The sequence below is a fragment of the Hydrogenophaga sp. genome (assembly GCF_051858985.1).
Classification (GTDB): domain Bacteria; phylum Pseudomonadota; class Gammaproteobacteria; order Burkholderiales; family Burkholderiaceae_C; genus Hydrogenophaga.
In genome coordinates this window covers 1,202,296-1,214,687 of sequence record NZ_JBHYGM010000001.1, presented here as the reverse complement: position 1 = coordinate 1,214,687, position 12,392 = coordinate 1,202,296, and the positions used below count along the sequence as shown (strand labels likewise).

12 protein-coding genes are annotated in these 12,392 nt (G+C 57.8%); all 12 read right to left on the bottom strand.

What is annotated here, in order from left to right; all coding sequences use genetic code 11:
- Position 1: 1 nt before the first annotated feature.
- The 12 genes from hisH to ACTIEY_RS05960 all read right to left on the bottom strand — a co-directional run bounded on the left by hisH (position 2) and on the right by ACTIEY_RS05960 (position 12,392).
- Positions 2–616: an imidazole glycerol phosphate synthase subunit HisH gene (hisH, locus tag ACTIEY_RS06015; RefSeq protein WP_439518168.1), complete on the bottom strand. Its 615-nt coding sequence runs from the start codon at positions 614–616 to the stop codon at positions 2–4.
- Positions 613–1,743 (bottom strand): N-acetyl sugar amidotransferase, encoded by a 1,131-nt coding sequence (locus tag ACTIEY_RS06010; RefSeq protein ID WP_439518167.1) that lies wholly within the window; start codon positions 1,741–1,743, stop codon positions 613–615. Before ACTIEY_RS06010 ends, hisH begins: the two co-directional genes overlap by 4 nt.
- Before the next feature lie 47 nt (positions 1,744–1,790).
- On the bottom strand, positions 1,791–2,615 hold the full coding sequence (locus ACTIEY_RS06005) for a glycosyltransferase family 2 protein (RefSeq protein ID WP_439518166.1): 825 nt from the start codon (positions 2,613–2,615) through the stop codon (positions 1,791–1,793).
- A 10-nt stretch (positions 2,616–2,625) separates the two neighbouring features.
- Entirely contained in the window at positions 2,626–3,507 is an 882-nt protein-coding gene (locus ACTIEY_RS06000; protein ID WP_439518165.1) for a glycosyltransferase, read from the bottom strand.
- The gene (locus tag ACTIEY_RS05995) at positions 3,504–4,772 is read right to left on the bottom strand and encodes a hypothetical protein (protein WP_439518164.1); all 1,269 of its coding nucleotides are present in this window, start codon (positions 4,770–4,772) and stop codon (positions 3,504–3,506) included. The genes ACTIEY_RS06000 and ACTIEY_RS05995 overlap by 4 nt, the downstream gene beginning before the upstream one ends.
- Positions 4,773–4,798: 26 nt before the next feature.
- Positions 4,799–5,584, bottom strand: a complete 786-nt coding sequence (locus ACTIEY_RS05990) for a methyltransferase domain-containing protein (RefSeq protein ID WP_439518163.1) — start codon at positions 5,582–5,584, stop codon at positions 4,799–4,801.
- A 39-nt stretch (positions 5,585–5,623) separates the two neighbouring features.
- Complete coding sequence (locus ACTIEY_RS05985) at positions 5,624–6,859, bottom strand: class I SAM-dependent methyltransferase (protein ID WP_439518162.1); 1,236 nt, start codon at positions 6,857–6,859, stop codon at positions 5,624–5,626.
- A gap of 11 nt (positions 6,860–6,870) precedes the next feature.
- Entirely contained in the window at positions 6,871–7,839 is a 969-nt protein-coding gene (locus ACTIEY_RS05980) for a GDP-mannose 4,6-dehydratase (protein ID WP_439518161.1), read from the bottom strand.
- Entirely contained in the window at positions 7,836–9,038 is a 1,203-nt protein-coding gene (locus ACTIEY_RS05975; RefSeq protein WP_439518160.1) for a glycosyltransferase, read from the bottom strand. Before ACTIEY_RS05975 ends, ACTIEY_RS05980 begins: the two co-directional genes overlap by 4 nt.
- A gap of 1 nt (position 9,039) precedes the next feature.
- On the bottom strand, positions 9,040–9,837 hold the full coding sequence (locus tag ACTIEY_RS05970; protein WP_439518159.1) for a hypothetical protein: 798 nt from the start codon (positions 9,835–9,837) through the stop codon (positions 9,040–9,042).
- A 68-nt stretch (positions 9,838–9,905) separates the two neighbouring features.
- Positions 9,906–10,838: an FkbM family methyltransferase gene (locus tag ACTIEY_RS05965; RefSeq protein ID WP_439518158.1), complete on the bottom strand. Its 933-nt coding sequence runs from the start codon at positions 10,836–10,838 to the stop codon at positions 9,906–9,908.
- A 42-nt stretch (positions 10,839–10,880) separates the two neighbouring features.
- Complete coding sequence (locus ACTIEY_RS05960) at positions 10,881–12,392, bottom strand: lipopolysaccharide biosynthesis protein (protein ID WP_439518157.1); 1,512 nt, start codon at positions 12,390–12,392, stop codon at positions 10,881–10,883.

Sequence of the window (12,392 nt, the reverse complement as noted above, 5' to 3'; positions counted from 1 at the left end):
GTCAAAGGTTGGCGAAATTCTTCAGCAGCTGGATGCCCCAGGCGTGGCTCTTCTCCGGGTGGAACTGAACCCCATGGACGTGACCGTGGCGCACGGCACAGGCGAACGAGGTTCCATAGTCCGACTCGGCAAGGCGGTCTGCAGGGGAATTCGGCGCAAAGTAGTAGGAGTGCAGGAAATAGAACCGGGGCGTGTCGTCAAAGCCCGCAAACAGGCCTTCCCTGCTCAGCGGATTGACGTCGTTCCAGCCCATGTGGGGCAGTTGCCGCGGGTTGTCTGCCGGCCCGGCATCGAGGCGTTTGACTTCGGCATGGATCCAGCCCAGGCCCGCAGCCGTGCCCTCGTCGCTTCGGCGCGCGAGCATCTGCATGCCAACGCAGATGCCCAGCACTGGCTTCTTCTGCTGCAGCACGGCGTCGTCGAGTGCCTCGCGCATGCCCGACTGTTCGAGCCGGGCCATGGCCCAGTCGAATGCGCCGACGCCGGGCAGCACGATGTGTGTCGCAGGAGCAAGGTCGCTGGCCTGGCGGGCGAGTGTGCAGGGGAGTTCCAGCCGCTTGTAGATGTTGGCAATGGCCTGCACATTGCCCAGCCCGTAGTCGACGATGGCAATCAACGTTTGCCTCCCCGCTCCAGCCCGAGCACCTTCATGACACGCGCGCCAAAGTTGTAGATGCTCTGCTGCGACCGGTAGTCGCGGTAGGTCTTGTTCGGCGCGTCGAAGTAGCCCTGCAGTTCCTCGACCGTGATGCCCAGCTTGGTCGCCACGTACTCGAACTCCTGCCGCACGGTGGCGTCGTCCAGGGCGGGCTGTTCCAGGAGCTTCAGCGCTTCTTCGCGCGTCATCTGCCCGGTCACGATCAGGCTGGAAAACTGCACCTTGCGCGTGTCGTAGCCGAATTTGCGCGGCAGCCAGAAACCTTCATAGAACCGGGTGAAGCGCGATTCGAAATGTTTCTGGGGGTACGGCTGCCAGCCATACACATCGGCCAGCAACTGCATCGCATGCGCCTTGTCGTAAGGCACGCAGTTCAGGGGCCTGACCACCTTGATGCCCTTGACGTACGGCAGCCAGATCTTGTGTCGCAGGATCGACGTGGTGGGGTAGTTGACCAGCGGGCGGGTGCCGAACTGGCGGTGGATGTCTTTGAGCTGGATCGCATCGGACTGGTAATACATCCACTCGATCGGATTGCGGATGCATTCGGTGGAGAAGTTGGCACCCGTCAGGATGTACTTCACGTCGTGCTGCTCGGCAAACTTGTACATCGTGGCGAAGAACGCGTGGTCCTGCGGGGAATCGATGTGCGGCACACCCGACTTGAAGTAGGCGAGCTGAAGGTCGCGCATTTCCTCCCAGTCGATCACCTCGGTATAGAGATCCAGGCCCAGCTTGTCGACGAGCTTCTCGATGTTGTTCACAGCCACCTGCGAATTCCAGCCGGCATCCACGTGGAAGACGAGCGGACGCAGACCGTACTCAGTGGCCACATGGGTGAGGTAGGAGCTGTCGATGCCGCCGCTCAGGCCGATGATGCAATCGAACTCCTTGCCCTTGCCCTGCGCCTTGATCTGCGCCACCAGCGCCTGCAGCTCCTGGTGCCCACGTTCGTCGGTGTGCCAGTTCGGCTTGACGTCGCGCTCATAGGTGAGGCAATGGTCGCAGACGCCGTTCTGGTCGAACACGATCTGGCTGTCGCTGGTATCCATGACACAGCGGCTGCAGACTTGAAAAGCTCTCATTCGTTTGCCCTCATGGCATCGTCATTGGGTTTGAAAAGGGTGGGGCATCAGCGGAATATCCCGACATGCTTGCGGTATTCCCGATGCGCATCGCGGGCCATGCTCCACCGCTTTTTGCTGGGCAGATTCTCCAGCGAGCCATGCCAGTGGTGCACGACCTGTAGCGCAGGTTCGTAATAGACACGCTGTCCCACATCGCTGAGTTGCTTGCTGAGGAAGTACTCCTCCGACATCATGAACGTGGGCGCCCACAGTTCCGTGAACTGCTCGAAAAAGCGCGGCCCCAGAAGGTAGCACGAGCCATGACCCTGGTAGATCGGCCTGGCGGTCTGCCATTCTTCTTCGTCGCTTCGCTCCGAGAGCGAAGGCATGAGCTTGGCCAGCTTCAGGATGGCCAGACCCAGGTAGTAGTTGGCGTAATAGAGATCATAGGTGAGCTCCCGCAGCGGGCTGATGCCGCTGATGACGTGCGGGTTCTGGTGCTCACCCTCGACGGTCACGACATCGGGCGACACCACGGCGTGTTCGCGCAGGCGCGGGGCGTGTTCAGAGAGCCTGTCGGCGAAATCCACCGGAAACTCGAGGTCGTTGTTGCCCACCACCATCCATTCCACCGAGGGATGCTGCTCCCGCACATGCCGGATGCCGATGTTCAGCCCGCGGAAATAGCCCACGTTGTCGGCGTTGAGGATCAAGTGGATGTCGGGAAACTCCACCGCCAGTTCTTTCAACTGCCGCACGCTTGTCGGGTTGGAGTTGTTGTCCACCACCGCGATGGCGTACTCGTGACCCGCACCCGCCTTCAGCGTGCGCACCGCCTTGGCGGTGTATTCGCTGTTGTTGTAGTTGGTGCAGACGTATCCGATTTTCATGGTGGCATCTTCAGGAAGACTCGGCAAACCGGCGAGTCAGGCGTCCACCGCGGCCCCGCAGCCCGTCCAGCAGACCGGTGCCCAGGTAGAAGAACCGGGCGCGCTTCTGTTGCTCGAAGAACAGTGCCTTGAGCGGTAGCCGCAACGCGTCGAGCAGCAGATACAGACTGAGCACCGGGTCAAAGGCCAGGTGCTTTCTGGCAAAAAGAAACACATTGCGCATCTGGTAGTACAGCCGGAACGGCGCGTGGTGGTAGACCACGATGGCCAATCCCACCAGGCGGACTGTGCGCGCGCTTCCCACCCGATGCGCCATGCCCGGCTTGTTCAGCAGGACCAACGATCGGCCAGATTGTCTCAGCCGGGTGCAGAAGTCGAAATCCACGAGGTCAATGAACAAGCCTTCGTCGAAGCCGCCGATCTCCTGGAAGGTGCGGAATTCAAACACGCAGCCCGACGTGATCAGCGTGCGTTTGATCTTGTAGCCGGAGGCGTCGTCCATGGCGGACGGCTCGCTGCCCTCGCGCGAGCAGGCGATGAGCCCTGCTCTGGGCTGGGCGCCTGTCTGGACAAATTGGAACACGTCGTCCAGGTAGGTCCTGGAGACCAGCGTGTCGTCGTCCAGCGTGATGATCCAGTCGCAGCCCATGGCGCCCGCTTGCGCAATGCCCCGGTTCAAAGCAGCGGCGATGCCCAGGTTGGCCTCGTTGCGCAGGAAGATGGCCTTCTCCAACCCTGTGAAATCGATGGCGGCTTCTCTTGATGGATCGCCGGAATCGTCCACGATGACCACCACCTCGACCTGTTCGACGATTCGCTCCAGGTGAAGCCGGAGGGATCCGCCGCCCTGGAAGGTCGTGACGACGGCCGCCACCTTTCGGGGCGCGGTCACTGCAGAGCTCCTTTCACCGTCGCGCGCGCTGGTCGGGGCTGGTCTCTGCTGTTCAGGATGAGCGGAACGATCGACAGTGCGAACAGGAAGTCGAAGGAAGACAGGTAGGGGTTCGACGCCGCGGCGATCAGCACAGCGAGAAACCCCGTCAGCAGCGACACCGGGATGGACGCGTGGGCACTGCGGCGTATCTTTCGCAGCGTGAGGTACAGATAGGTGCAGAAGAACAGCAGCAAGCTGCCCATGCCCAGGAGGCCCGCATTGAACAACAGCCGCGAATAGGTGAGCTCGAAAGTCCAGGGCCGCTCGTCCGAACGGACCACCGACGTGAGGCCACCGAAACCCGAACCCCAGAAGTAGTTGTCGGCGAAGGCGGCCATCAAGGCGATGTGCTGCTGCGGCCGGGGGGCGTCTGCGTCGGTGGTGAAAGCGCCCGCCACGCGCGCCGCAAATCCATCCAGGAAATCGAATCCGCCATAGATCACCAGCGCGCTTCCGGCACCTGCAATCACCAGCGGGATGGTGTAGAACTTGACGAAACGCCGCAAGTGGCGTTGCCGGGCGTGGCCCGCCAGCACGGTGAGCGCGAAGGCCAGCAACGGCGTGATGACCACCAGCACCAGCACGACCCGGCGCGAGGCCAGCACGGCAGATGTCACCGCGACCGCCAGGCCCAGGAACAACCACTTGCGACGCTCATCGCGTTCACCGAGCAACACCCGGCTCAGCAGATAAGGAACGATGAACGTCAGCATGCCGATGTTGACGTTGTTCATCTGCACGTAGCCGCGGTGCAAGCCCACCTGAAGGTACATGTCGTCTTTGATCCACTGGGGAAGCCAGCCGAGCTGCAAGATGTGATCCAGCAAGGCGTACAGGGCCACCAGGCCTATGCCGAAGGCACCTGCGATGACGACACGGTCTGCATGTGCCTGGTAGTCCAAATTGGAGACGTAGAGCGCCAGCACACAGAAGATCGCCATGTAGACCACGTACACCCGCAGCGCTTCCACGATGGCGATCTCGGGATTCACCCTCGCCAGGCCAACGATGCACCACGCCACGGAAAGGAAGCAGAAGATCAGGTAGTAGGGCAAGAACGCCCCCGACCGGATCTTCCAGCGATCCCGCGTTCCCTCCACCAGCATCCAGACCAGCACCACGCCCAGGAACGGCAGCTTCACCCAGAAGAACGACTGAGGAATGATGAAGATCATCATCATCAGAATCACCATGGAGAAGCGGGTGAGTGAAGAAATGGCCATGCTGGTGTTTGCGCGGGTAGCCGAGCTCAGCTCCGCTTCACGCCGAACGCGATGTGGTCGGTCAGCGTTTCCTGCTGAACCACCATCTCCAAACCGGCGTGCTCAAAGATCCGACCAATGAGTTCGCGATCAAACACATGGTGGTGAAGCGTTCGGTTGTTGACGTTGTCCATGCTCCGCCGTCGAAAGGCTTCGTGATCTCCAGCCGGGGGATCCATCGAGAGATCGTGAAGCTGGAGAATTTCTTCGAGGTGCGTCAGGTCGTCTTCACCGATGTCGCCGAGGTAGTCATCCAGGAGGTGCTGGAATTCAGTCACGGGCCTGCGGCGATCAAAGTTGGAGGCCTTGTTGGGGAGAACCAGCAGCAGATGACCACCGTCCTTCACCACGCGCACCCACTCTTTCATGGCCTTGAGCGGATTGGCCACGTGCTCCAGGCAGTTCGATGAAAGCAGGAAGTCGTACGAAGCCGAGTCAATGCGCGAGAGGTCGGTGGCGTCGGCCACGAACTGGCGCCCCTTTTTCCAGCCATGAAAGCGAAAGGTGTTGCCCGCCTTCAAGTCACCCTCCCAAATGGTGCTGGCGGAAAAGTTGACGCCATCCAGACCCTGGACGACCTGGTAAATGGGCAGCTCCGTGGCAAACAGCGTGCTGGGCCCGCCGATCTCGAGTCCGACCTTGTCCTGGAGGTGCGCACGGTACTGCTCGGCCTGCGGCAATTGCACGCCTCGGTATTTGTACGCGACGAGCATGCTTTTGATGGGCTGCGGCAGATGTCTTTTGACCGTCTGGCGCAATGATCGGATGGACATGGCGGATCTCGGTATGGCGATGTGCAGTTGAGCGCTGGGTCAGACCACGTCCAGCCTCGGCAGCGGGAACACCAGCTTGGCAGTTTTCCATTTCCGGTTCGCCAGGAAGAACTTTCTGAAATGCCAAGGCAGGACGAGGAGGTAGTCCGGCTCGTTGGCCAGGAGGTCGTTCTCGTTGACGATGGGGAGCCAGGTGCCGGGAGTGAAGCAGCCGAATTTTTCCGCGTTCACCTCGCCCACGCATTCCACGTCGGACGTGGTGAGCTTGCAGTACTGCAACAGCACATTGCCCTTGGTCGATGCGCCGAGCACGGCGACGCGCTTGCCCTTCGCTTTCGCCTCGGCCAGAAAGGCCAGCAGTTCCCTGCGGGAAGCCTCCACACGATCGGAAAACTCGCGGAACGGTTGCAAGGTGTCCAGGCCCCGGGCGCGCTCGTCATCCAGAATCGCCTGCACCGCAGGCAACACCGGCTGATCGCCGTGTGCCTTGGACACGGTGATCGAAAAACTGCCCCCGTTCACATCGTTGAACTCGACGTCGACGATCTTGAAGCCCACGCGGTCGGCCATCCACTTGATCTGGCGCAGCGCATAGAACTCCAGGTGCTCATGGCACACCGTGTCGTAGGAATTGGTGTCCAGCATGGTGGGCATGTAGCTCTGCTCGAACACCCACACACCATCGTCGGCCAGCACATCAAAGACCTGCTGCATGAATCCCATGGGGTCTTCCAGGTCGTAGAACATGGAGAACGATGTGACCACCTTCGCCTTTTTCCCCGGGAAGCGCGCCTCAACCAGTTTGGATGAGAAGAAATCGGGAATAAGCTGGATGTGCGGCGGGTAGTAGGAGTGAAATTTGACGCCGGTCGGATCCACGCCCACCAGCGAAAGGCCCTGGGAGGGATACGCCTGCAGCGTGGTGCTGTCGTTGCTGCCGATGTCGATCACCAGATCGCCATCGCGCAGTTCCACCAGACCCAGGATGCGTTTCACCTTGTTGTGCAGGTGCGCGACCATGCTGGCGTTGAGGCCCGAGCGGTAACCATAGTTTTCGCCGTACATCTCGCCCAGGTCGTACGAGTGCTCCATCTGAAGCAGCCCGCACACATCGCCGTCGCCCGTGCACTTGACGAGGTGCAAAGGTCCGGTGGTGATGTCTGCTCCCTTCTCGCGCGGGAAGACACCCGTGAGCATCTGTTCACCCAGGTCCAGCACACGTTCGAGTTGAGAATTGCCGCAGATTCGGCACTTTTCGATTTTCTTGTAGGTCATGTTCATTCCAATCAGTTAGTCGACGCACGCAAGTCGCGCAGGTCGGCGTCCACCATCATGTGGGCCAGCTCTCGAAAACTTACTTTGGGCTCCCAGCCCAAGTCTTGGCGTGCCTTCGCGGAGCACCCCACCAGCGGCACTGGTTCAGAAGGTCTGAAGGAGGCGGCATCTTCTCTTACGTGATCGCGATAGTTCAGACCGAGATGCGCAAACGCCACTTCGCAAAATTCGCGCACGGTGTGGGCCTCACCGGTTGCGATCACGTAGTCGTCGGCCTTGTCCTGTTGCATCATCAGCCACATGGCATGGACATAGTCACCTGCAAACCCCCAGTCCCGCTGCGTGTCCAGATTCCCCAGGTGCAGTTCCTGCGCCAATCCCAGCTTGATTCGAGCAGCTTCACGAGAGATTTTGCGCGTCACGAAGTCGACGCCGCGCCTCGGACTTTCGTGGTTGAAGAGGATGGCTGAGCAGGCGTACATGCCGTATCTGCGCCGGTAGATTCGGATCATGGAATCGGCGTAGAGCTTGGCCGCGCCATAGGGGCTTCGGGGATTGGGGGGCGTTGATTCAGTCTGAGGACTCGCCAGCGCTTCTCCAAAGATCTCCCGACTGGACGCCTGGCACAGTTTGATCTTGGTGTCGACTGCCCGAATAGCTTCGAGAATTCTGGTCACTGCAACTCCGTTGATGTCGGCCATCCCGAGGGGATCATCGAACATCGCAGCGCCGCTGGCATAGGCAGCGAAGTTGTAGATCTCGGTCGGCTTCGTGGTGGCGATGACGCGCTGAAGCGAAGAAAGATCGCTCATGTCCCAGACGATCAGTTCGACGACATCGCGCAGATAGGACGGCAGTGCATCCCGAGCCCGTGCAACATCGCGCACACCACCCACCACCCGATAGCCCTTGGCCGTGAGTTGCTCCGCGAGGTAGGAGCCATCCTGCCCGCTGGCCCCAGTGATCAAGGCTGCATTCACGCCGCACCTTTTGCAGCAAGAACTCGCAGGTGGTCCTCGAGTTGAGCCGCACTTTTACCCCATGAAAAATGGTCGGCAACGAATCGCCATCCATTTTCCGAAAGGGACGCCCAGTTTTCCCCGCGAATCAACTCGCATACCTTGGCAGCAAACTTCTCCGCGTCATCCACCGCATGGAGATGAATTCCTGAAGTGGCCTCGATTCCTCGGTTACCAGCGTGTGTTGTGACCACGGGGGTGCCCAACGACAGCGATTCCAGCACCTTGGTCTGGACACCAATTTCCAGTCTCACAGGGCAGACGCTCACGACCGCAGTCGCAAGATAACTTTCAAGATTTTCGACGCGGCCGGTGATTTCCACGCTAGAACCATACTTCTGGGCGGCCACAAAGATCCGAGGGTCAGGGTCCGCGCCCACAATGCAAAACCTCGCCTCAGGCTCCAGCTTGAGAATGTGTGGAAATACTGCATTGAGAAAATGCAGTGCGCCGTCCACATTCGGTGGATGGAACATGTTTCCGCTGTACACAATCATTTTCTTTCGGTTTTCATATGACCGGATCTCGGACTTGTCCTTTTGGATAACGCCGTAGGCTACATGCGCCAGATTTGTATAGCCCCCCAGCTGCGCGAAATCACGTATGTCACTTTTAGAAAGTAGAAAGACTTGGCCGAGCAAAGGCACTACGGCCCGCTCATATCGGCGTGTCATTGCGGCGACGATACGGAGCTTCAATCGGATGTGCCACGGCCAGATAGGCAGGTCGGACATCCGTAAAATCCTCAAAGATTGAGGATCTTCGATATTGACTGCCAGCCGATGCAGCAGTTGCTGCGGAAAGTGTTTCACGGCTGCCAACTCAAAAAGCACAATGCCGTCATATTTGACACGGTGGCAGCGGTCTACGATGGCAGAACGGAGATTAATGTCAAGACGTTGATATTTAAGGGGGGAGATCAAAAACAGGAGCTTAGACAGAATTCGACCGGCAAGCGCTGGTGAATCAGCGGGCTCAGCGGTGACCAATTGCACGTCGCTGACCACAGCATCCAGCTCTTGACCTCCCGCTTCTGGTTTTAAGGACAACAAATCGATGACATGTCGACGCGCCAATTCCTTGATTGTATTGAAACCCACGATCGCGCCGCCCGCCCGCATGGGCAGAGGGTATCTCTCCATGACAATCAACAGCCTCATCTTAGATTTCGACGAACTGCTGATCTTGTATCAGCCTGAATTGTTGGTCGCTCGGTGTCTTGAACTTTCGATACTGAAATTGGTTCTCGGCGTAATCCATGCCATCAATGCGATCGATGAACTCTGCAGAAAAGCTACTCGGATCCACGAAAAAGGCATTCACACCTTTGGTGTCGACTGTGACAAACTTGTACCCTAAAGCGTGAAAGAATTTCTTCCACGCAGCAATTGATACGCCATAGTAAAGCCGTGATGGATGTGCATCCGTGAACGAAAAATTCTTTCTGTACGGTACGGTAAGGCTCTTGTTCGCTCCATAAACGGAATTGTATTCAACGACAAATATTTTAGGGCGGAAGCCAACACTCATCAGCTGCTTCGCGATGTAGTAGTCGACGCCGTCGATGTCCAAAGAGAAGATGTCAGGCTCCGCGTATCTGGATAATTCTTTGAGTGCGGTGATGTTTTCGGAGTCTACAAACATGTTGAGATAGTTGACGCCAATAGAATATGGCGTAATCAACCGATCACCTCTTGCCGCGAGTCGGGGGTCACCTTCGATCATTAACCCGTCGTATTGTTCCGCTACTACAAGCCATGAAGAGTTGTTCTGCATGCCATCAGAGGCGCCAATTTCGATGAAATAACGGTTCCTCTGTTTGAGTTGTTTACTCAGCACATCAAGGATGCCGTCTTCGCCGTTTTGACTGAATCCGGAAAACTCCCATGTCGATGGTCGCTCAAGGTCGACAACGCGTGCCGCCATCATGGCTGCACCCTTGGTGAGGGAAATTGCCATACGTTGACGGTCTCGACTATCGAGAAAATAATTCTTTATCTTGTTAAACACAGCAAACCTTCCTGATATCAGTGAGTGAGACCAATGATCGACTGGTGAAGCTCCTCCAACCGTGGAGCCATGCTGGGGTCGAGAAAAACGTAGTTGTAAGTCTGCAAGTTGCTCACATTCCTTCCGACCCAATCAGCTACGGATTTTCGATCCACCCGACTCGGGGGGTTGGTTGCCGTGTAGGCAACATAGCCTGATTCAAAAAATAGATCAAAGATCTTTTGATAATCGGGGTTTGTGCCGTCTGGGTGAAACTCCTGAAGGCTCACTTCCAACAACCAGACTGGCTTAATTCTTTGATTCATGACCTGAGTGGCACCTCGAAGCACTTGATATTCGGCGCCTTCTACATCGATCTTAATAAAGATCTGGAGGCTTTCGAAGCGAGTTCCGAGAATAGTGTCGAGCGTTGAGACGGGTATTTGTTGGCTATGCTTTGACGAATAGCCTGCCCAGCCTTTTATCAAGGACGCGGAGGGGCCGCTCGCTCCATACAGTGTGAGAAGGCCCGGACGTTCACTTAAAGCCAGCGGGAACACCTCGACATTGTTTTCATAGCCGTTCACCGTCAGGTTCTGCATGAGGCAGCGAAGGTTCTGTTGTTGCGGCTCGAAGGCGATTGCGGGCTTGCCTTGTTGTGAAGCGCGGCATGTGTAATAGCCAAGGTTGGCCCCCACGTCTACAAAGGCTTCTACCTCTTGCAACATGCGTTTGATAATTTTGGTTTCCTCGATTTCGAAGATCCCTTCACGCATTTGCTTGTACGCCGGATGAATCCCTGCAACGAGCTTGAACCCCAAGGGGGTTGTGACAAGCGTTGTCTTTTTCCACACTTTCGTGCCCCACCAGTCCTTGAAACGATGGATATGGTGGTGCACCTTCAGGTACAGCGAGAGTATCCAGTCGTATTGCTTCAGGCGATCTTTTAATTTTCTTGGCAGGATGTTCATTTGCTTGAGTGGTTTAGTTCGACGCCGCATGAAGCGGCATTGTCAAAGACGTAGTTTGTCTGTTGATTTGCCATGCGGTCTCAAGATAATCAGACGGCGCAATTCTCCGGACGTAATTATGGAAAGGGCGGGGAGGAGCAGCGACAAAAAGAGTCCAGTGCCGAGCTTGAGAGGCCATGGGTCGTTATTGTCAAGAATCTCAAATTGGAGGAGGAGTCCTGCACCAATGGAGATGAGCAAAGGAATGCCCACGTCGCGCGTCAGCCAACTTGTAGCTTGTCCAGGCAAGAGGCGTCTGTGCATATACCAAGTCCCGAACAACATGTAAAAGATCAACACCGCCAACCAGGCTGCACCGCCGCCCACGGTGCCGAACTTCAGCGGCAGGAAGGCCAGCAAGGGGAGCATCACAACGATCAGCGCCAGATAGATTGTCAATGACAGGCGCGTTGCGCCATAAGCGAGCTGCAAGGCGTACGGAAAATGCATGACGCCATGGAGTGCCGACCCTGAAGCCAGCAATGCAATCACGGGTGCCGTGCTGGTCGCGACCTGGAGGTTGCCGGTCCAGACGTAAACGATATCCTTTGCGAACACCGCGAGCAGCATGGCCGCCGGGAAAAGGATGGAGGCCAGCAGCCGGGTGCCGAGGCGGTACAACTTCGTCAATTCCCCGAGATCACCCTTGGCGACCGAAGCCGAGAAGCGGGGATAGATGAGGTTGAACACGGGTGTGATCAGGATGTACAGCCCGCTCACCACGACGGACGCGAGCATGTACTGCCCAAAGTCTTCGAGGGCGAGCACTTTGCTCAGGATGACCTTATCGAGCTGGCTGAACACGAGGCCCGTCAACCCGATGGCACTCATGCCTGCGGTGAAACGCCATATGCGCTTGAGTTCCGCCGTGTCGAACCGGTTCGCATCCGACGTTCCAATCACCCACCACGTGACTTTCCTCAGTGTCACGGCGTAGACCAACCCCACGAACGCCTGCCAGGCAAAAAATGCTTCAATGGTTGGCGACACCAGGGCCAGGATCAGCACTGCGCCCACGCTGCCCAGGGTGACCATGGACATGTTCACTGCGCTGGATATGGTCATTCGCTGTGCGCCGATCAGCGCACCCTGGTACAGGCCAATGGGCCACCGGGAGGCCACCACCAGGCCCATCAGCATCAGCGCGTTCACCACGGTCTGGCTCGGCAGGTCCTTCGACTTCAACCACTGGGTTGCAATGACAGGCGCCAGCAGAATAACCACTATCCCGATGGCGATGGCCACGCACCAGTAGATGACGGCCAGCGTGTGCAGCAGCTTGCCGGCATCCCGCAGTTGACCGGATGCCGAGCACCGCGCGACCTCGCGATTCATGGTGGGGGCCATGCCCATGTCCAGCAGTTGGAACATCACTTGCGCAGTCATGAAGAACCCGATCAGCCCATAGGCTTCCATGCCGAGGTACTTGAGATAGAACGGCACGACCGCAAAGCCCACCAACGCAGACCAGCCTGAATTGGCCAGCCCCGCCAGCAGGTTGCGTCGAAGATTCAT